General features: G+C 47.9%; 23 protein-coding genes. 8 read left to right on the plus strand and 15 right to left on the minus strand.

Features of this window, described 5'->3' with window-relative positions; all coding sequences use genetic code 11:
* Positions 1-5: 5 nt before the first annotated feature.
* Positions 6-875, plus strand: coding sequence for a glycine betaine ABC transporter substrate-binding protein (locus TY10_RS24940; protein ID WP_042169814.1), 870 nt, complete (start codon positions 6-8; stop codon positions 873-875).
* A gap of 74 nt (positions 876-949) precedes the next feature.
* Here the strand turns inward: TY10_RS24940 and TY10_RS24945 are convergent, their stop codons facing one another.
* The 3 genes from TY10_RS24945 to TY10_RS24955 all read right to left on the minus strand — a co-directional run bounded on the left by TY10_RS24945 (position 950) and on the right by TY10_RS24955 (position 2372).
* Positions 950-1171 (minus strand): DUF951 domain-containing protein, encoded by a 222-nt coding sequence (locus TY10_RS24945; RefSeq protein ID WP_042169817.1) that lies wholly within the window; start codon positions 1169-1171, stop codon positions 950-952.
* The gene (locus TY10_RS24950) at positions 1161-2039 is read right to left on the minus strand and encodes a mechanosensitive ion channel family protein (protein WP_052350761.1); all 879 of its coding nucleotides are present in this window, start codon (positions 2037-2039) and stop codon (positions 1161-1163) included. The genes TY10_RS24945 and TY10_RS24950 overlap by 11 nt, the downstream gene beginning before the upstream one ends.
* A gap of 87 nt (positions 2040-2126) precedes the next feature.
* Positions 2127-2372, minus strand: a complete 246-nt coding sequence (locus tag TY10_RS24955) for a putative Se/S carrier protein (RefSeq protein ID WP_042169823.1) — start codon at positions 2370-2372, stop codon at positions 2127-2129.
* 141 nt (positions 2373-2513) lie between these two features.
* Here TY10_RS24955 and yyaC point away from each other — a divergent pair, with 141 nt between their 5' ends.
* A complete protein-coding gene (gene yyaC, locus TY10_RS24960) occupies positions 2514-3140 on the plus strand; it encodes a spore protease YyaC (RefSeq protein ID WP_042169826.1) in 627 nt (208 codons plus the stop codon).
* A gap of 8 nt (positions 3141-3148) precedes the next feature.
* On the opposite strand, the gene TY10_RS24965 is transcribed toward yyaC, so the two are convergent.
* The 12 genes from TY10_RS24965 to rpmH form a co-directional block, all read right to left on the minus strand.
* Entirely contained in the window at positions 3149-3631 is a 483-nt protein-coding gene (locus TY10_RS24965; protein ID WP_042169828.1) for a DUF4446 family protein, read from the minus strand.
* A gap of 41 nt (positions 3632-3672) precedes the next feature.
* Positions 3673-4833 (minus strand): aminotransferase class V-fold PLP-dependent enzyme, encoded by a 1161-nt coding sequence (locus TY10_RS24970; protein ID WP_042169832.1) that lies wholly within the window; start codon positions 4831-4833, stop codon positions 3673-3675.
* A 172-nt stretch (positions 4834-5005) separates the two neighbouring features.
* Positions 5006-5866: a ParB/RepB/Spo0J family partition protein gene (locus TY10_RS24975; protein WP_042169834.1), complete on the minus strand. Its 861-nt coding sequence runs from the start codon at positions 5864-5866 to the stop codon at positions 5006-5008.
* Positions 5847-6620: a ParA family protein gene (locus tag TY10_RS24980; RefSeq protein ID WP_042169837.1), complete on the minus strand. Its 774-nt coding sequence runs from the start codon at positions 6618-6620 to the stop codon at positions 5847-5849. Before TY10_RS24980 ends, TY10_RS24975 begins: the two co-directional genes overlap by 20 nt.
* Before the next feature lie 182 nt (positions 6621-6802).
* A complete protein-coding gene (gene noc, locus TY10_RS24985) occupies positions 6803-7624 on the minus strand; it encodes a nucleoid occlusion protein (protein WP_042169839.1) in 822 nt (273 codons plus the stop codon).
* Between the two features lie 502 nt (positions 7625-8126).
* Positions 8127-8816 carry a 16S rRNA (guanine(527)-N(7))-methyltransferase RsmG gene (gene rsmG, locus TY10_RS24990; RefSeq protein WP_238328005.1) on the minus strand — a complete coding sequence of 230 codons (690 nt, stop codon included), beginning with the start codon at positions 8814-8816 and terminating at the stop codon, positions 8127-8129.
* 42 nt (positions 8817-8858) lie between these two features.
* The gene (gene mnmG / locus TY10_RS24995; protein ID WP_042169844.1) at positions 8859-10745 is read right to left on the minus strand and encodes a tRNA uridine-5-carboxymethylaminomethyl(34) synthesis enzyme MnmG; all 1887 of its coding nucleotides are present in this window, start codon (positions 10743-10745) and stop codon (positions 8859-8861) included.
* 26 nt (positions 10746-10771) lie between these two features.
* Entirely contained in the window at positions 10772-12151 is a 1380-nt protein-coding gene (mnmE, locus tag TY10_RS25000) for a tRNA uridine-5-carboxymethylaminomethyl(34) synthesis GTPase MnmE (protein ID WP_042169847.1), read from the minus strand.
* A 66-nt stretch (positions 12152-12217) separates the two neighbouring features.
* Entirely contained in the window at positions 12218-12865 is a 648-nt protein-coding gene (jag, locus tag TY10_RS25005; protein WP_042169850.1) for an RNA-binding cell elongation regulator Jag/EloR, read from the minus strand.
* The gene (locus TY10_RS25010; RefSeq protein ID WP_042169852.1) at positions 12862-13641 is read right to left on the minus strand and encodes a YidC/Oxa1 family membrane protein insertase; all 780 of its coding nucleotides are present in this window, start codon (positions 13639-13641) and stop codon (positions 12862-12864) included. Before TY10_RS25010 ends, jag begins: the two co-directional genes overlap by 4 nt.
* A gap of 138 nt (positions 13642-13779) precedes the next feature.
* On the minus strand, positions 13780-14136 hold the full coding sequence (gene rnpA / locus TY10_RS25015; RefSeq protein ID WP_042169855.1) for a ribonuclease P protein component: 357 nt from the start codon (positions 14134-14136) through the stop codon (positions 13780-13782).
* Positions 14137-14284: 148 nt separating this feature from the next.
* Complete coding sequence (gene rpmH / locus TY10_RS30085; RefSeq protein ID WP_081735485.1) at positions 14285-14419, minus strand: 50S ribosomal protein L34; 135 nt, start codon at positions 14417-14419, stop codon at positions 14285-14287.
* Between the two features lie 569 nt (positions 14420-14988).
* Between rpmH and dnaA the strand changes: the two genes are divergently transcribed.
* From dnaA to TY10_RS25050, 6 genes are all read left to right on the plus strand, one after another.
* Positions 14989-16341: a chromosomal replication initiator protein DnaA gene (gene dnaA / locus TY10_RS25025; protein WP_042169861.1), complete on the plus strand. Its 1353-nt coding sequence runs from the start codon at positions 14989-14991 to the stop codon at positions 16339-16341.
* Between the two features lie 372 nt (positions 16342-16713).
* Entirely contained in the window at positions 16714-17856 is a 1143-nt protein-coding gene (dnaN, locus tag TY10_RS25030) for a DNA polymerase III subunit beta (protein ID WP_042169863.1), read from the plus strand.
* Positions 17857-17907: 51 nt separating this feature from the next.
* Positions 17908-18123, plus strand: a complete 216-nt coding sequence (yaaA, locus tag TY10_RS25035) for a S4 domain-containing protein YaaA (RefSeq protein WP_042169866.1) — start codon at positions 17908-17910, stop codon at positions 18121-18123.
* Positions 18124-18153: 30 nt separating this feature from the next.
* Positions 18154-19266 (plus strand): DNA replication/repair protein RecF, encoded by a 1113-nt coding sequence (recF, locus tag TY10_RS25040; protein ID WP_042169870.1) that lies wholly within the window; start codon positions 18154-18156, stop codon positions 19264-19266.
* A 26-nt stretch (positions 19267-19292) separates the two neighbouring features.
* Positions 19293-19544 (plus strand): extracellular matrix regulator RemB, encoded by a 252-nt coding sequence (gene remB, locus TY10_RS25045; protein ID WP_042169874.1) that lies wholly within the window; start codon positions 19293-19295, stop codon positions 19542-19544.
* Positions 19545-19646: 102 nt separating this feature from the next.
* A partial coding sequence (locus tag TY10_RS25050) for a DNA topoisomerase subunit B (RefSeq protein ID WP_042169876.1) occupies positions 19647-21229 on the plus strand: 1583 nt, incomplete at its 3' end.

Genomic DNA, 21229 nt, shown 5'->3' on the forward strand with positions numbered 1-21229 from the left:
TCCATTTGAAGAAAAAAACTTGGCTTACCGCACTATCCGCTCTGCTATTGGTAGCAGTCGTTGCTGGCTGCTCCTCTGCCTCTGGCGGCGACAGCAAAAAGATCAAACTCGCTTACGTCGCATGGGACTCGGAGATCGCAAGCACGAATGTAGTCAAAGAAGTGTTCGAGCAAAAACTCGGCTATAAAGTAGAAATGCTTCAGGTTGATGCCGGCCCGATGTGGGCAGGCGTATCCGACGGCAGCGCTGATGCGATGGTAGCTGCATGGCTTCCGACAACCCATGCTTCTTATGTGCAGAAGTATGAAGGCAAATTCGAAGACCTCGGTCCTAATCTGGAAGGCACTCGAACTGGACTCGTCGTACCAGCTTATATGGATATCAAAAGTATCGATGATCTGAATGATGCAACTGGCAAAGCGGTTGATTATACGATCATCGGCATTGAGCCCGGCGCAGGGCTTATGATATCGACGGAGAAAGCACTCGATGAATACGCTCTTCGCGATAAATGGACGTTGCTTGAGAGCTCCTCTGCCGCTATGACGCAGCAGCTTCAGAAGGCTTATAACAACCAAGAGCCTATCGTAGTTACCGGCTGGACACCGCACTGGATGTTCGCCAAGATGGATCTGAAGTATTTGGATGATCCGAAGAACGTATACGGCGGCGACGAGCAAATTCATACCGTTGTTCGTCAAGGACTTAAAGCTGAAGATGCAGATGCTTATGCATTCCTCGATAAGTTCAGCTGGACGCCAGATGACATGGCAGCCGTTATGATTCAAATTCAAGAAGGCAAATCACCTGAAGAAGCAGCTAAAGCATGGGTAGAAGCTAACCCTGACAAGGTGGATGCATGGCTGGCTAAATAACAGCAAACAGCAAAAAAGACGCCTTAGGCGTCTTTTTTGCTGTTCTATACTACTGCAGCAATATATTGCTGCTATTACTGCTGCAGATCGCCATCCTCAGCCGAACTTGCCGACCGCAGCACTTTTTTCATGTTTTTCTCGAACTTCGCACGCGGGATCAGCACACTATGCTTGCAGCCAACGCATTTAATGCGAATATCCATCCCCATCCGGATGATCTCCATCTCGTTGGAACCGCAAGGATGCTGCTTTTTCATCTGAACGATATCTCCAAGCTCGAAATGTTTACGCTCCACTTTTAGTGCCTCCCTCTGCTCGATGATAAGTGACCATTCTTGGATAAGGAATATCAATCCCATGCTCGTCCATTGTTTTCTTAATCAATAAGTTCATCGATCTTGCCACAGCAAAGTGTGTGTGAGGCAAACACTCAGCTGTCACTCGAAGCAGCACGTTAGAGGCTCCTATTTGCTGTACACCTAGCACTTCAGGCTCTTTCACAAGATTCGGGTCCTCCAGCCTGCCTACCGCCTCCCGGATAATGGCAGTCGCCCGTTCAACATCCTCATCGTAGCCGATTGCTACGTCTACTACAGCGACGGAATTGTTGACCGAGAAATTCGTTACCTCATTGATCATTCCATTAGGGATAATGTGCACTTCGCCCGTCCAGCTCAATATTCGCGTCGTCCGCAGCCCTACGACTTCAACCTTGCCTTTGAACTGCCCCGTCTGAATAATGTCATCTACGGCGAATTGATCCTCCAGAATAATAAAGAACCCTGCAATAATATCTTTAACCAGACTTTGCGCGCCAAAACCAATTGCCAAGCCAATGACGCCTGCTCCGGCAAGCAGCGGAGCAAGCTCTATGCCGAATTCCGATAAAATAATCATCAATGTGATGAAGTAACCTACGTAGGAAAATACATTTTTGATCAGCTTGCCTACCGTCGTCATTCTCCGGCTCTGATTCGGCATCCTTTTGGCAGCTTGGTTTAAGATGACGCGATCAATCATTTTATTGGCAATCCAGATCACGATCGGCCCTGCGATGAGTATAGCAGCAATTCGCAGCACAGACTCCCCGATTTGCCCCCATATGCCATCGATGGACAACCATGCCGTTACACTTTCATACAGTGCAAGTCCATCTCCCGTCACACTTACCACCTACCCTATTTTAAACCGCTGCACGGGCTTCATTGTCATAGACATTAGAGCATTCGTATCGTTCCTGCAAATTCAGGCCTACAATTCTACTTGCTCGTAACCGCCGCCTGCCTCAAGCAGCCTGAACACTCCGCGCACTTCCACATTTTCCTGTACGATGACTTCCTTAACTGTATGTAAAGCATCCTCCGGAAATTCAATCGACAATGCACAACCTGCTGTTATTTCTTTCGGCGTTGGACGAATATCAATATCTACTTCTGCATATTCGAGCAGCATCTCCGCACGAAGTGCTTGCTGCGTGGAATCGAAGGCAATCAGCATAATTTTCTCTCTCCCTCAGTTCGCAAAACGAAGTTACGCTGTTTGTGACGTATAAAATGGCTCTCTTATCCATATACTAGTATTATATTTCGCAGCATGTGATGTGCAGTGCGAAAGATTGGCATTTACGGAGGGGATTCTATGAAACTATCTTTTACGAAGGATATACCGCTCAAAGTACCCTACACCGAATTGAATGTAGTTGGCATATTGGTGAACCGGCTATCCGCCATCCTCGATGAGATGTCTGCCGACCGGCCCATCGTCATCGTATGCATTGGGACCGACCGCTCCACCGGCGATTCGCTTGGACCTATTATTGGCACATCGCTCGCCAAATATCAAAGTCCCCATTTCTCCATTTACGGCACGCTCGAAGAGCCTGTTCATGCCATGAATCTAGAAGACACCCTCCTGCATATCAACCGCAATTTTCACAAGCCATTCGTTATCGGCATTGACGCTTGCCTTGGACAAGTATCGAGCATCGGCTCGATTCAAGTCGGCATGGGCCCTGTCCGGCCTGGTGCAGGCGTTAATAAGGAGCTTCCCCCTGTTGGCGATATTCACATCACCGGCATCGTCAACGTCGGCGGTTTCATGGAATACTTTGTCCTGCAAAACACCCGTCTGCACCTCGTCATGAAGATGGCCGACATTATTACCTGCAGCTTATTCTCTGCCGTCGTGAACAGCGCTCCTATCCATGCAAGAACGCGGGAGCACGCAGCTTCGCTTGAAAATGCCAGCAGACGTTTCCCTCAATAATTCCGCCGTTACTTCGCCTGCTCGATTGCTTTCCGTTCTTCAGGAGTGAGCGGGTAACTGGACTCGCCTTTATCAAGCGGTTTTGCGTACACATACGTATTCTCACGGCTATGAATGCCGGAGATCACCATACCGTCGTCTGCCCCGTTTACGACCGCAATAGAAAAGCTGAGATCGCTGCCTTGATCGGCAAACGCATTGTAGCGGATAATGCCAACGCGGCCCTTCCCTTGCATCTGCACGCGCTGCATGATTTCCATCTGCGATTGGATGTGCTGTGTATGCTCGGCTTGTGCAGCGATCGTCTGCTTTAAATCGACGATGACACTTTCCAGATCAGTCACGCCTGTATTGCCCATCACTTCAACATACTGCTTTCTAAGCTTCTTCAATCGGCTCCCCACTACCATAATGCGTATACCGATAATAATCACAATAATAGCCAAAACGACCGTAACCCCGTTCATCGGGTTGTACATCCACTCATCCATATTCCGTCCCGCCCCCAGATGTTCTTTCAAGCATCACATGCTTAATATTGCTTTCTAATCTCCTTCACGGCATCCACAAGCGCATCTGCCTCCGATTCGGCAGTGAAACAGCCTACACTGGCACGTACAGCCCCTGTCCCCAAAGTACCGGCCCGTCCATGCGCCAATGGCGTACAGTGGAATCCTGCCCTTACAGCAATCCCGTAGTGCTGGTCCAGAATATAGGACATCTCGGAAGGATCGATCCCCTCTGCTACAAACGATACAATGCCTGTTCGTTGCTGCCCAAGCTTTGGACCCAGCAGCTTGATGCCATCGATAGCTATTAAACCCTCCATCATCCGCTGTGTTAACAACCATTCCTTAGTATGGATTTTCTGAACCGTCTCATTCAGCACATATTCGACGCCGGCTTTCAACCCAGCTAAGCCAGGTGTATTTTGCGTTCCCGCCTCATACTTGTCCGGCCGAACGTTAGGCTGCTCAGGCGCCTCAGATTGACTCCCAGTGCCTCCATGCAATTGCGGTACCAGATCGACGTCCGGATGGATATACAGCCCTCCTGTGCCCTGTGGGCCAAGCAAACCTTTATGTCCAGGAAAGGCCAGCAGATCAATCCCCATAGACTCCACATCCAACTCTAGAATACCTGCACTTTGGGCGGCATCCACCAGAAGCTTGATCCCTTTCGCTTTAGCCAGTTCTCCAATTCTATCAACGGGTATAATCGACCCTAGCAGATTCGAACTATGATTGACGATAATCAATTTGGTCCGGCCTGTTATCGCTTCCGCAACATGGTCAATGTTCAAGCTGCCTTCTTCATCCGTATCTACATACGTTACGTCTATACCGCCTGCATGTTTCAAATACTCAAGCGGTCTTCTGACTGAATTATGTTCAACCGATGTAGCAATCACATGATCCCCTGGATTAAGGAGCCCTTTGATCGCAAGATTCAAACCAGCTGTCGTATTCGGCATAAAGGCAATGTCATTCGGATTTTTGATATGGAATAGCTTGCTCAACCGTTTCCTTGTATCGAACAGTACGCGACTCGCCCGAACCGCCATCCTATGGCTGCCACGGCCTGGGTTGGCTGCATCATGCAGCATAGCATGCTGTACCGCTTCAACGACTGCCAACGGCTTCGGCCAAGAAGTAGCCGCATGGTCCATATAGATAAATGTTTCCTCACTCATTTTTTCAACCTCCTTTACTGGAATCATCTTATTTTGAACTCTTTCGTATTATATATTTCTATATTCACTGTTCAACTCACAGCTTATATTCATGCAGACACAACAATAGCATACCTTAGTTTAATCTTTCGAATCAAAGATTACAACATGGGTATGCTACTCTATTTATCCTCTATTGGGCCATCGATTGCAGAAGCTCCAGCAGCCTCTCCAAATCCTGCTTGCTATAGTACTGCAGCTCGATTTTCCCTTTATCTTTTTGATGCTTAATTTTAACCGTTGTCTTGAATCTCTCTCGTAACGACTCTTCCAAGCTTTCAATATACGGGTCACGATTTTTAGACTTCGCTTTAGCCGGTGCTTCCTCGGCTGATTCTTTCGCCTCCAGCTTTTGCACAGCCTCTTCCAACTGCCGCACGCTCCAGCCATGTGTAATGATCATGTCTGCCAGCTCTTTCTGTACAGCTGTTTGTTTAATACCTGCGAGTGCACGAGCATGTCCCATCGAAATTGTTCCACGTGAAACATTGTCTTTTATTTCATTCGGCAGTGCAAGCAGACGAATGAAGTTTGCGATATGCGATCTGGACTTGCCGACCTTCATCGAAAGCTCTTCTTGCGTTAGCTTGAACTTGTCCATCAGCCCTTGGTAAGCAATCGCTACCTCTATTGCATTGAGATCCTCACGCTGCAGGTTTTCAATGAGTGCAATCTCCATAACCTGTTGATCTGTAAAGGAACGAACAACTGCTGGAACAGTCGTATTGCCGCAAAGCTGCGAAGCCCGGAATCGACGTTCCCCTGCAATAATTTCAAAGCCTTTAAGTACGGTCCGGACGATAATCGGCTGGATGACGCCATGCTGTTTGATAGACTCAGCCAGTTCTCGAATTGAATCTTCATCGAACGTTTTACGCGGTTGGTATGGATTCGGCCTTAATTGACTAAGATTAATCTCAATGACCTTATCATCTTCATTTACCGACAGCGATGGAATGAGCGCATCAAGCCCTCTACCTAGCCGCTTGCTCATACGAGATCACTTCCTTCGCGAGTTCAAGATACACTTCCGCACCTTTGGAACGCGGGTCATAGGTGATAATCGCCTGCCCATGGGAAGGCGCTTCGCTCAAACGTACATTGCGCGGAATAATGGTCTGATACACTTTTTGTTGAAAGTATTTTTTCACTTCTTCGATCACTTGAATACCCAGATTCGTTCTGGCATCCAGCATCGTTAACAATACCCCTTCAATTTGAAGAGATGTATTCAGATGCTTTTGAACGAGACGCACCGTATTAAGCAGTTGGCTCAATCCTTCCAATGCGTAATATTCACATTGAATTGGAATGATAACCGAATCTGCCGCTGTCAAAGAGTTGATTGTAAGCAGGCCTAACGACGGCGGGCAATCAATCAGTATGTAATCAAACTGATCCTTAATCATATGGAGCATTTGCTTCAAACGAACCTCACGTGAAATTCGCTGAACCAACTCAATTTCAGCACCAGCCAGCTGAATAGTAGCTGGAATTATTTTCAATCCAGGAATTTCCGTTTCCTGCATTGCTTCACTAGGGTGCACTTCGTTAATTAGAATATCATAAATGCAATTCTCGACATCCGCTTTGTTGATGCCAATTCCACTCGTTGTATTGCCCTGCGGGTCAATATCGACAAGCAGCACTCTTCTGCCGAGCGAAGCCAGGCAAGCACCAAGATTGACTGTCGTCGTCGTCTTACCGACGCCGCCCTTCTGATTGGCTATTGCAATGATCTTAGTCAAGCGTTTTCACCTCTGCCTCTAGCAAACTTTAATAGATGTATGAATCCCCGTTGTCGCTACCTGCCTGTCACTGATGCTGCCAGGCATTCTATCAACCTATTCTTGTACAAATGGATTCGCCGCCCTCTAGTTGAGGACGGCTTTTTAGAGCGTTTTTCAACGCTAATATAAGAGGAAACGGTCTATTGTCGCTTCGGAATTTGAATGACGATTTCATAGTGATCGCCATGGTCCTTCTCATTCGTCTTAATCGGCAATCCCGACCCAACGACCATTTCAATCGATTGGCGAATCGTATTTACAGCCAAACGCACATCTTTTGTAAAGGAAATACGTTTCGCTTTCTTCATTTTAGATGATTCCTTCAAAAAAGCAATGCGTACTTCGGTCTGTTTGACGTTTAATTCCTTAGCAATGATTTCCTCCAGCACCTGATGCTGCAATTCTTCGGTATCCAAAGAAAGCAATGCTCTCGCATGTCTTTCCGTAATCTTTCTTTCCATTAATGCGCCTTTTATCGTATCACTAAGCGCCAGCAAACGCAGTTTGTTGGCAATTGTCGATTGACTCTTGCCGAGCCGCTGTGCAAGACTCTCTTGCGTCAATTGATGAAGCTCTATCAGCTTCTGGTAAGCAATTGCTTCCTCAATCGCCGTCAGATTCTCACGCTGCAAATTTTCAATCAAAGCAATGGAAGCGGTCTGTGAATCATTGAATTCCCGGATAATAGCCGGAATTGTCTCGTGACCCAGCTTCGTAACCGCACGCCAACGACGCTCGCCGGCAATAATCTCATAACGGTTATTGCGAAGACGAACGACTATAGGTTGAATCACGCCATGTGTCTTAATCGTTTGACATAATTCCTCGATACGGTCGTCATCAAAAATCGTTCTTGGCTGAAACGGACTCGTATCAATTTCGTTAATTGGAATTTGTCTAACTTCTTCTTGTCCATTGCGCTGGTCATTCAGACCAAACAAACGGGAAAGTTGTTCTTTCATCGTATCTACTATCACCCGATCACGAAACGAATCCCTTGCGAGATTATCGTTTCAAAGATGTTTGTGCCCGCCTCAACAATGGAATGAGCTCTTATACCATTTTATACGTATGAGAGTATTCAATCAATAGAGGGCTTGTTGAGGCTAATACCCTCTTACTGCAACTATGTATAGAACTGTTTACAGAAACAAAGCTAACTGACGGAGTTTGGGAGCTTCTTCGAATCCCGATTATGCATTCGCTTCTATTTCCAACGTAAACTCAACTCCGCCTACGGCAGACGGCAACACCGTTCATGCTTGCTCATTAAAAATTCGACCTGCATCCTGTCATTTCCTGCTTGACATCCCTTAACAACCGCTTTTATCACCGAAATCATACCAAATAACTATTCGAAAATGGTGTCTGTACTCTGTAACTAAAGAAAATATTGCAAAATAAAAATAAAGAGAACGATGTTTCACGTGAAACATCGCTCTCTTCGCTCAGCATCTTTATTTCTTATATAATAGGCTGCTTAATTGGCGTACCCGCTTTACGCGGATATTTCTTCGGCGTCGAGTCTCGCTTCTCAATCAGAACGATATGACGTTCGGATTGCTCGTAAGGAAGCTTGAAATCATGCTCTGCACGAATCTTCCCTTTCAATTCACGAAGGCTGGCTGCTGCCTCGCGAACCTCTTCTCCGCTTTGCGAGCCTTTCATTGCAGCAAACGTTCCATGTTTGCGTACGAAAGGCAGACAAAACTCATTCAGCACATTCAACCGTGCAACCGCTCTTGCTGTAACAATATCATACTGGTCACGGTGCTTTGGCAGTCTCGCGAGATCCTCTGCTCTTCCGTGAACGCATTCCACGTCGGTTAAACCCAACTGTTCCACGAGATGACTCAAAAACTGAATGCGTTTATTTAAGGAGTCTACGATGACCACTTTCAAATGCGGAAAACAGATCTTTAACGGAATGGATGGAAATCCTGCACCCGATCCGATGTCTGCCAAGCTTCCCGCTTCATTAATATTGACGAAAAAGGAAAGCGAGATCGAATCATAGAAATGCTTCTCATATACAGCATCTCTCTCCGTAATGCCCGTCAAATTCATTCGTTCATTCCACTCGGCCAATAACCGGTGATACGTATCAAATTGCTCCAACTGACGAGGTGATACTGTTATCCCCTTCTCCTCCATCAGTTGAGTAAACCATTTATGCGTCTCTTCCATTCGTTATGGTTATCCTCTCGCCGCGATAACGCGATTATAATGCTCCAAGTAGACAATTAGGATGGAAATGTCAGCTGGCGTTACTCCCGCAATACGAGTAGCCTGCCCAATCGACAACGGACGAATGGATGCCAGCTTTTGCTTCGCTTCGGAAGCAAGACCATGGACATCGGAATAATCGATATCATCCGGAATCTTTTTCTTCTCCATTTTGTTCAAACGCTCTACCTGAATCAATTGCTTTTCAATATAACCGGCATACTTGATTTGAATTTCAACTTGCTCCATCATCTCATCCGTCAACGGTAACTCTGAAGGTGACACCTTCTCCAGCATCGCATACGTAATTTCAGGACGGCGAAGCAAAGTCATCGCATCAATGCTATTATTCGTAATGGCCGAGTTTGCTGCAACCAGCATCGCTTCTGCAGCATCAGGACGAATTTTTGTCGTCCGGAGGCGCTCCACCTCTTGAGAAACAAGCTCCTTCTTATTCAGAAACGCTTGATAACGCTCTTCTGTAATCAGACCAATCTCATATCCGATTGGCGTAAGACGCAAGTCTGCATTATCGTGACGAAGCAGCAACCGGTATTCAGCGCGTGAAGTCAGCAGGCGGTAAGGATCATTGGTTCCTTTCGTCACCAGGTCATCAATCATCACGCCGATATAGCCTTGCGAGCGTTCAATAATAACAGGTTCTTTCCCCTGTACTTTGCGCGCAGAATTAATGCCAGCAATAACGCCTTGGCCTGCTGCTTCCTCATAACCAGAGGTACCGTTGATTTGTCCAGCTGTGAATAACCCGTCAACTAGCTTTGTCTCCAGGGATGGCCAAAGCTGTGTTGGCTTCACCGCATCATACTCAATCGCATAGCCGTTGCGCATCATCTCAACTTTTTCCAAACCTGGAATAGAACGTAAAATGCCTAGCTGTACATCTTCTGGCATGCTTGTGGATAAGCCTTGCACATAATATTCGGACGTATTCTTGCCTTCCGGCTCCAGGAAGATCTGATGCTTTGGTTTATCAGCGAAACGGACGATTTTATCTTCTATTGATGGGCAATAGCGAGGACCTGTTCCCTCAATCGCCCCTGAGAACATTGGCGCCCGATGCAAATTATCGTTAATGATTTGATGTGTTTTCTCCGATGTGTAGGTTAACCAGCAAGGCAGCTGCTCATTGTCGGAAGAAACGGTCTCATACGAGAAAAACTTCGGATTATCATCGCCAGGCTGAATCTCCGTCTTGGAGAAATCAATCGAATCCTTATGCACACGCGGCGGCGTTCCTGTCTTAAAGCGTACCAGATCAAATCCTTGATCCTTCAAGCTTGCCGACAGCTTAAGCGATGGCTGCTGATTGTTCGGGCCGCTCTGGTACATCAGTTCTCCCATAATAATCTTGCCGCGCAAATAAGTGCCTGTCGTAATGACTACGGCTTTGGCACGATAAATCGCGCCTGTACTCGTTACGATGCCAACAACTTTACCTTCTTCTACAATGAGCTCCTCCGCCATGCCCTGGCGAAGCGTCAGATGGTCGGTTTCCTCGATTGTCTTTTTCATTTCGTGCTGATAGGCAAATTTGTCCGCTTGCGCCCGCAGGGCGTGCACAGCTGGACCTTTGCCTGTATTCAACATCCGCATTTGAATAAACGTCTTATCAATATTCCGTCCCATTTCGCCGCCAAGCGCATCCACCTCACGTACGACATGCCCTTTTGCAGGTCCGCCTATTGACGGATTACATGGCATGAATGCGACCATATCTAAGTTAATCGTGAGCAGCAGTGTTTCACAGCCCATCCGTGCAGCCGCCAGCGCCGCCTCACTTCCGGCATGCCCCGCGCCCACGACGATAATATCATATTGTCCCGCTTCGTAATTCATCTCTATCCCTCCACTTCCTAGCTACCTTACTTGCCCAAACAAAACTGCGAGAAGATTTGATCAATCAGGGAATCGCCAACCTCATCGCCGAGAATTTCACCCAATGACTCCCAAGCGGATCGCACATCGATCTGGATCAGATCAATCGGAATGCCGGAATGAGTCGCATCAATTGCATCCACCAGCGACTGCTGCGCCCGCTTCAGCAAAGAAATATGCCGAACATTGCTGACATATGTCAAATCGCCGGAACTCAGCTGCCCTTCGAAAAACATCGTGCTGATCGTCTTCTCCAGCAGATCGAGTCCCTCTTCCTCCAGCACGGACATGCGGACGATCGATTCCGGCTTGCACAGCCGCTCAACTTCATCCATATCCAGCTTGCCGCTCAAATCCATTTTATTAATAATGACGATAACCGGACGATCCGCCATTTTCTCCAGCAGTATCCGATCATCCTCATGCATTTCTTCATTATAATTCAGAACGAACAAAATGAGGTCGGCTTCTTCTAACGCCGTGTGGGAACGTTCAACACCAATCTTCTCCACTATATCATTCGTTTCACGAATGCCTGCCGTATCAAGCAGCCGCAATGGAATTGGACCGAGCGTCACGTATTCCTCTATAACATCACGCGTCGTCCCCGGAATATCGGTTACGATCGCCTTATTCTCTTGTGCCAGCATATTAAGCAATGACGACTTGCCTACATTCGGCCGACCTACAATCGCCGTCATAATACCTTCTCTTAATATTTTGCCTTCGTTTGCCGTTTTTAACAGCTTGCCGATCTCATCCAGCGTTTTGTCGCTTTGCTCGCGAATATAAGCACTCGTCAAATCCTCAACGTCATGCTCGGGATAATCAATATTTACTTCAATATGCGCCAGCAATTCAATGACTGTCTGCCGTAGCGCCTTAATTCTTTTAGACAATGTTCCTTCAGCCTGCTTGCGGGCCACTGAAAAAGCGCGGTCCGATTTGGAACGGATTAAATCGATAACCGCCTCAGCCTGCATGAGGTCGATTCTGCCGTTCAGAAACGCCCGCTTCGTGAATTCTCCAGGCTCAGCGAGCCTCAGCCCGTCCTGCAGCAGAACGACGTCCAACACCTTCTTCACCGCAACGACGCCGCCGTGGGCATTGATCTCTACGACATCCTCTGCCGTAAACGATCTTGGGCCCCGCATCAGCGTCACAATAACTTCCTCAACCTGCTCCCCGGTTTTCGGATCAACAATATGCCCGTAATGCAGCGTATGTGATTCCGCCTCACGCAAATCGATCCGCGAACGGAATATTCGCGCTGTCGCTTCGATCGCATCCGGTCCGCTAATCCGTATTATGGCTATGCCGCCTTCTCCAACTGCCGTCGAAATTGCGGCTATCGTATCATATACCACGTGTTTCAGCACCTCTCAAATGGAAAAAGCAGCAATGACCATAGTAGCCATTGCTGCGAATCGATGTCATTCAGCTATACTGCTCTTTTCCTTCAAGGCAATGACGACGCGCCGGTTCGGCTCATCGCCCTTGCTGTAGGTTTTCACTCTCGGATGGTTTTGCAATTGCGAATGGATAACCTTCCGCTCATGCGGCGACATCGGCTCCAGCACAACTTCTTTCCTCGTGCGGATCACTCTGCCAGCCAGCCTCTCCGATAATTCCTCCAGCGTCTTGCGGCGCCGCTCGCGAAAATCTTCAGCATCAAGTACGATTCTCAGATGGGAATCGGAGTAACGATTTGCAACAATATTAACCAAGTACTGCAACGCATCGAGCGTTTGCCCGCGGCGCCCAATCAGCATGCCGAGATCGCCGCCGCCCGAAATGGACAGCTGCGTTCCTTCTCTCGTTTGTTTCCGTTCAACGGTGACCGATAGTCCCATCGCACTTGCCACTTCAAGAAGAAACTGCTCGGCTTCATTCGTTGGATCAGGTATAAGCTCCAGTTCGACTTTCGCTTCTTTCACGCCAATCAGTCCTAATCCGAACAACCCTTTTGCAGGATGCTCCAGGACCGATACCTTCACACGTTCCTCGGTTACATTCCATTGTGCCAAACCGCTACGTACCGCATCTTCAATCGTTTTCCCTGATGCTACGATTTTCTTCATTTCGCGAGGGCCTCCTTACCCTTGTCAGATGAACGAACGTACAGGAAGTAGTTTTGAACAATTGTGTAGAGGTTAGAGAAAATCCAGTACAACGGCAAAGCCGACGGGAAATTCAGTGCCATTACAAAAATCAGCACTGGGAAAATCGCCAGCATCATGCCCATGCCCGGCATCGTTTGTGTTTGTTGTTTCTGCATCATTTTGGATTGGATAAAGGTCGTTGCTGCCGCGATCAGCGGAAGTATGTACCACGGTCCCGGCTCCCCGAGCTCCAAGCCCAAAAATTCATGCGTGCGAACCTCTTGGTTCATATAAATTGCATTATACAGCGCGATGAACACCGGCATCTGCACGATAAGCGGCAAACAGCCTGCCATCGGATTCACCTTATGCTGTTGGAACAGCTTCATGGTTTCTTCCTGCTGCTTCTGCGGATTATCCTTGTACTTTTTCTTGATTTCGGCCATTTGCGGCTGCAGAGCCTGCATCGCTTTGGAGCTGCGATACTGCTTCAGCGTTAGTGGCAAGATGGCTGTCCTTACAATTATCGTAATCAACAGAATGGCCAGACCGTATGAGCCATGGAACCAATCCGCGAACGTATCAAGGGTCAGCGCAAAATAGTACACAACATTCTTTTGCCAGAAGTTCCCGTTCTGCAAATCTTCCGTGCTTGTCGTCTGATTGATTTGACCGCCGCATCCAGCGAGCAGTACAACCATAAGCACGAGGCCGAGAACTATTAGCCATTTGCGGTTAACTTTCCGAACCAACATGAAATCTCCTCTCTGAAGGCCAATGCGTTCACCAAAAAAATTGCAGGCTCACAACTTGCCCAAGCCTACACTTTCTGATCTTTTAAACTATACCATAATTTATAGGACAAAGAAACAGTGCTCTTTCCTTGTCCGGCTTCAATGAAACCGCTCTTCCTTACGCAATAAACCTGCCTTTTTCAGCACATGCAAAATGCTCTTCTCCAGCTGCTTCGTTTCCATGTCCACCGCTGGTTTTCTTACTATTAGAATGAAATCGATATGGGGGACGATTTTATCGCCATTCAACCGTACGATTTCCTTAATAACGCGGCGCATCCGATTGCGCACGACGGCATTGCCGATTTTCTTGCTGGCTGATACGCCAAGCCGAAACGGTTCTGCCACCGGCTGCCTGGACCAGTAAACGACGAATTGACCGTTCGCAAACGACTTGCCCCAGCGATAGATCCGGTTAAAGTCCGCTCTGTTTTTAAGACGCAGTTTTCTTTGCACGACTCCCAATCCTCCGCCTGCCTGCATGGTTCACTTGCATATCCATTTGCTCGCTATTATTTATCCCTGAAATGATGATTTTCTGCCCCAATCCTCTGCAGTATCGCCATCAGGGCAAAAAAAAAGACCACCTGACGTGGTCTTCTGCTTATGCGCTAAGAACTTTTCTTCCTCTTTGACGACGCGCCGCCAAAACTTTACGTCCGTTTTTCGAAGCCATCCGTTTGCGGAAGCCATGAACTTTGCTGCGTTTGCTAACATTCGGTCTAAATGTAGGTCTCATTATTCTGCACCTCCCGTACAACATATTTCCTGTATATCACGATCGGCATTCAGCCCTCGTCCAAGTCCGAAAACATCACCGTTCGCACAAAATACGCATTTTTTTATTAAACCACGTCAAGCATGAAAAGTCAATCCGATGCTTCCCAGCCAAATATTGTGGATAAAAAAGAGCATAGGTCTGAATTCTTATCAAATTAATAACATGTGCATAATTTTTTAGGTATTTAGGCGAACCTTGTCGAAATGGTAACAAGATATAAACAATATCTAGTGTTGTATATAACTTCTATACACAAGCTATTGAATATGTGGATAAAATCCGGCAATTCGTTGAAATATAAGGCATCTTTTGCTATGATTAATATGTTTTCGATGTGGATATGATCATTCCATCCCCATTTTTATCAACAACCTGTGGATAAGATTGTGAACAAAACAATCCCCTATTTATAACTCTTCCATTCATGATCCTGCATATTGTGGATGTATTCGTTCTAATAAAGGTTATTTCGACATGTTTTGGCTTAACTGCGCCCGCTGGGCGATTTTTGATAAGGAGTGACGTCTGTGGACAGCCATACCTATGATTTATGGCAACAAGTGTTGTCAATCATCCAGACGAAGCTTAGCAAGCCGAGTTTTGATACTTGGTTCAAAGCGACTAAAGCTTCTTTTGTTGATGACTCTCTGCTGGAAGTTACGGCACCGACAACCTTTGCCGCGGAATGGCTGGAAGGCCGTTACACAAAATTAATCCGCACGACGCTTTTCGAATTTTTAGGCCGGCAGGTCGATGTTCGTTTCTCTATAGAAGAAGCGAGAAGCCCAGAGGCCGTTGCCCCTATTTTTCCGAAAATCGTTGAATCGCCTGTCATACAGGAAGAAACCCATTCCCATATGCTCAATCCCAAATATACGTTCGACACATTCGTTATCGGCGCGAACAACCGTTTTGCGCACGCTGCGTCGCTTGCCGTCGCCGAAGCGCCGGCAAAAGCCTACAATCCGCTCTTTTTATACGGCGGTGTTGGACTCGGCAAAACGCATCTGATGCATGCTATCGGACACTATATTATGGATCATAATCCGAGCACCAAAATCATGTATATTTCTTCCGAGAAATTCACCAACGAGTTCATTAACGCGATTCGCGACAACCGCGGGGAAAGCTTCCGCAACAAATACCGCAACATCGACGTTCTGCTCATTGACGATATTCAATTTCTCGCCGGAAAGGACGGAACGCAGGAAGAGTTTTTCCACACGTTCAACGCCCTGCATGAGGAACGGAAACAAATCGTCATCTCCAGCGACCGGACGCCGAAAGAAATCCCGACGCTTGAAGAACGGCTGCGTTCCCGCTTTGAATGGGGACTCATCACCGATATCCAAGCGCCTGACTTAGAGACGCGGATCGCCATTTTACGCAAAAAAGCGAAAGCGGAAAACCTCGACATTCCGAATGAAGCGATGGTCTACATCGCCAATCAGATTGATACGAACATCCGCGAACTGGAGGGCGCGCTCATTCGCGTCGTCGCCTATTCGTCGCTGATCAACCAGGATATTTCGTCGCATTTGGCTGCGGAAGCGCTTAAAGATATTATTCCTTCAAGCCGGCCGAAAATGATTACGATGAACGACATCCAGCAAAAGGTCGGGGAATTCTACGGCCTGCGCATGGAGGACTTCAAAGCGCGCAAGCGGACAAAAGCCGTTGCCTATCCAAGGCAAATTGCGATGTATCTCTCCCGCGAGCTGACTGACTATTCGCTTCCGAAAATCGGCGAAGCATTCGGCGGCCGTGATCATACGACGGTTATACATGCGCATGAGAAAATCACCCAGCAATTGAAGATTGACCAGGATCTTTACAAAATACTGCAGAACCTTACGGAGAAGATCAAAAATCATACGTAAAAGTTATGCACGCCTATAGGGACAACCAAGCAAGCCTATGCACACGATATGCACATGTGGATAGGCTTGCTTTATCCGTGTTCTAGGCGGTTATCCACATATTCACGCCGCCTACTACTTCTACTACTAATTTTTTTAATAAAAAGAACATCAATAAGGGGCGAAAACGCCCTTAGGCTTCGCCTTTACAAAAAACAAAGTGCAGCGTTTCGAGTTCAGGTGACTTTTTGAAGATTCTTTCCATAAGTTTCGTAAGAATAAACAGAATGGAATCAAGAATGGCACATGGACCGAAACGCGCAGCGTAGTGTTGCTTTTAGAAGAAGCCTACGGCGATCCGCCCAACCTATCCCCCGATTTAGGAGTGAAAACATGAAATTAACGATTTCCAAACATGAACTAAACGAAGCAATTCAACAAGTATCGAAAGCAGCGTCCTCCAGACCAACGATTCCGATTCTCGGCGGTATCAAAATCGAAGTTACCCATCAAGGCGTTACACTGACAGCGAGCGATACCGACATTTCGATCCAAAGCTTCATTCCGGTAGAACGCGATAACGTCGTTAATGCACATGTGGATAAGCCCGGAAACGTCGTTCTTCCTGCTAAGTTCTTTGTGGAAATCGTTAAGAAGCTTCCTTCCGACAATGTGGAGATTGAGGTTGGCGCCCAATTCCAAACGTCGATACGTTCCGGATCAACTGATATTCAAATGGTTGGCCTCGATCCTGAGGAATTTCCAGTTCTGCCTTCCATCGAAGAAAATGAATTATTCCAAATGCCTGGCGATTTGTTGAAATCGATGATCCGCCAGACCGTTCTGGCTGCTTCTACCAATGAGCAGACGCCGATCCTGACAGGCGTGCTTTGGGGACTGCATGAGCAGCAGCTCAAATTCGTAGCGACCGACCGCCACCGTTTGGCCAGCCGAACCGCTCACGCGGAGACGGCAATGGACTACCGTTTCCACAATGTCGTTATTGCAGCAAAAACGCTGAATGAATTGTCTAAGCTCATTCCAGAGCAAAACACACTTGTTGATATCGTCGTGGCCGATAATCAGGTGCTGTTCAAAATCGGCAACGTATTGTTCTACACCCGTATGCTGGATGGAACTTATCCGGATACTTCTAAGATTATTCCGCAGCAGTTCAAAACAGAACTCGTCCTGGATACGAAAAAAGTAACCGATGCAATCGACCGTGCGTATTTGATGTCACGGGAAGAGAAGACGAATATCGTTCGTCTTACGACGCTTGAAGACGGCACGATCGAAATTTCGTCGAGCTCGACAGAGCTTGGCCGTGTAACAGAGCAGCTCGAAGCATCGCAATTTACTGGAGATCCGCTGCGCATCGCGTTCAACTCCAAATATATGCTGGACGTGCTTAAAGTCATCGACAGCGAAAATATTTCACTTGGCTTCAACGGTGCAATGAGTCCTATCGTGATCAAGCCGACGGATCATGCTTACAATACGTACGTTATTCTTCCTTACCGTACAACAGGCTAATCGCTGTACAAGTAAGGCTACGGAGAGAGACAGAAAGGAAGGTGGCAGGCCATGAAGGAAGTCGCCATTCGGACCGAATATATTACGCTCGGCCAGTTTTTGAAGCTGGCGGATTGCATAGCAACAGGCGGACATGCGAAGTTTTTTTTGCAGGAGAATGAAGTTCATATTAACGGTGAGGCCGACAATCGGCGCGGCAGAAAGCTGTATGTAGGCGACCGTGTGGAAGTCGAAGGCTGTGGCGTCTTTACGGTTATTGGAGCGTAAGCGGGCAGTGAACCGGGAGGACGAGCGAAATTGTTTCTAAACAGCATTCAGCTTCAAAATTACCGCAATTATGGACAATTGGAGCTTCGAACGGACAACCAGGTCAATTTGTTCGTCGGGCCAAACGCACAGGGGAAAACAAATTTGCTAGAGGCGATCTTCGCCCTTGCATTAACCAAATCACATCGGACCTCCAAGGATAAGGAGCTGATCGGCTGGGAAGCCGATTCAGCCCGCATCCAGGGTGAGGTCGAGAAACGATATGGAACCGTCAAGCTGGACTTGATGTATTCCACGCAAGGCAAGAAAGCGAAGATTAACGGTCTGGAGCAGCGGAAGCTCAGCGACTTTATCGGCTCGTTGAATGTCGTCATGTTCGCGCCGGAAGATCTGGAAATTGTAAAAGGAACGCCGGGGGTACGGAGACGGTTTCTCGATATGGAAATCGGCCAAGTGCAGCCCGGCTATTTGCATACGCTGCAGCAATTCAATAAAGTGCTCGTGCAGCGCAACAATTTCTTGAAAACGGCATCCCCGGGCGGACATCAGCAGACGATGCTGGAGGTGTGGAACGCGCAGCTTGCGGAACATAGTGTTAAAATTATGAAAAAAAGGAAACACTTTATTCATAAATTGCAACGTTGGGCCGAGCAGATTCATTCGGGCATTACGGCGGGCGGCGAGCGCCTCACTATTGAGTACCGCCCGTCCTTTGACGGCGGCGGATCGGAAGATGAAACTGTTTTATTTGAACAATTTATGTTAAAGTTATCACAAGTGAAAGATCAGGAGATTCGGAGAGGCATGTCCCTTGTCGGACCGCATCGGGACGACCTGGCCTTCTTCATCAACGGCAAAGAAGCGGCCGTATACGGTTCGCAAGGACAGCAGCGTACAACCGCCCTTTCGTTGAAATTGGCTGAGATCGAGCTGATTTGCGAGGAAATCGGGGAATATCCGCTGCTTCTTCTGGATGATGTGCTGTCCGAGCTGGACCAGCACCGCCAGACGCAGTTGATTGAGACGTTTCAAAGCAAAGTGCAGACGTTCATCACCACGACGGGACTGGAGAGCGTCAATATTAGCAAGCTGAAGGATGCCGGCATCTATGATGTGCGGGCAGGTCACGCCACGCGCACTTAGGCGCATACATGGGGGAGGCGGAGGATATGTACATCCATTTGGGCGGCGAGAAAATTATCAGGGCTGCCGAGCTGGTAGCTATTTTCGATATATCTATAGAGCAATCCTCCAAGCTATCCAAGCAATTCGTTGCTGGAGCCCGTAAACGAAAAGACGTAGAGACGATTGGCGAGGAAGAGCCGAAATCAATCGTCGTTACGAAGAATAAAATCTATTATTCGCCGATATCATCCTCGACATTGAAGAAACGAGCCCATCATTTTGCGGCGAATGGCTGACGCTTAACGATTAATGCCGAACGGGATTGCCGCTTTTCAAGCCGGTATTGACGTGTAGGCTTGGCGAACAGGAAGAGCAGTTGAGAGGAGAGTAGAGCACGAATGTCAGTAAATCAGCAGCAAAATTCGTACGATGAGAGTCAGATACAGGTACTGGAAGGTTTAGAGGCAGTACGGAAACGTCCAGGGATGTACATTGGCTCCACAAGCGGCAAAGGTCTTCACCATCTGGTCTGGGAGGTCGTCGATAACAGTATCGATGAAGCACTGGCCGGTTACTGCAACAAAATTCAAATTTTCATACATGAGGACAACAGCATTACCGTTATTGATAACGGGCGCGGTATTCCTGTCGGCGAGAACGCCAAGCTGAAAAAATCGACGCTGGAAGTCGTCATGACCGTATTGCATGCAGGCGGCAAATTCGGCGGCGAAGGCTATAAAGTATCCGGCGGCTTGCACGGCGTCGGCGTATCCGTTGTGAATGCCTTGTCCGAGCACGTCACCGTTACGATCAAGCGCGACGGTCATATGTATCAGCAGGAATACCGCCGCGGCGCACCGCAATACGATGTGAAAGTGATCGGCGATGCGACGGATACCGGAACGACAACGCGCTTTAAGCCGGACCCTGAGATTTTTACAGATACGACAATTTACGAATATGAAACGCTGCAGACTCGTGTCCGCGAGCTTGCGTTTTTGAATAAAGGCATCGAGCTTGTCTTAACGGATGAGCGTACTGGTGTCAGCAATACGTTCAAATACGATGGCGGTATCATCGAGTTCGTTGAATATTTGAACCGCAACAAGGAAGCTATGCACGAGGATCCGATCTTTGTGGAAGGCTCGAAGGATCACATTCAAGTGGAGGTTGCGCTCCAGTACAACGATGGCTATAGCGAGAACCTCCATTCTTTTGCGAATAATATTAATACTCATGAAGGCGGCACGCATGAATCCGGCTTTAAGAGCGCCTTGACGCGCGTTATTAACGAATATGCGCGCAAGACGAATCTGATCAAAGACAATGACAACAACTTCTCCGGCGATGATGTGCGCGAGGGTTTGACGGCGATTATATCGGTCAAAATTCCCGAGCCGCAGTTCGAAGGGCAGACGAAGACGAAGCTCGGTAACAGCGAGGTTCGTGGCATTGTCGAATCATTGCTGGCAGAGAAGCTGCAAGAGTTTCTTGATGAGAATCCTTCCGTATCGCGGAAAATCGTCGAGAAAGGTCTGCAGGCAGCCCGTGCTCGTGAAGCGGCGCGGAAGGCTCGCGAACTGACAAGACGCAAGAGCGCGCTTGAAGTCAGCTCCTTGCCAGGCAAGCTAGCTGATTGCTCCTCCAAGGATGCGGCGATCAGCGAACTGTATATCGTCGAAGGTGACTCCGCCGGCGGTTCGGCTAAGCAAGGCCGGGATCGTCACTTCCAAGCTATCTTGCCGCTGCGGGGTAAAATTTTGAACGTAGAGCGGGCCAGACTCGATCGTATCTTAGGCAATGCTGAGATTCGTGCGATTATTACGGCGCTGGGCACCGGTATCGGCGACGATTTCGATCTGGGGAAGGCACGGTACCACAAGGTCATTATTATGACCGATGCCGACGTTGACGGCGCACATATTCGTACGCTGATGCTGACGTTCTTCTTCCGCTACATGCGTAAAATCATCGAGGCCGG

Origin of the sequence: Paenibacillus gorillae (assembly GCF_000513275.1) — a bacterium.
GTDB lineage: Bacteria > Bacillota > Bacilli > Paenibacillales > Paenibacillaceae > Pristimantibacillus > Pristimantibacillus gorillae.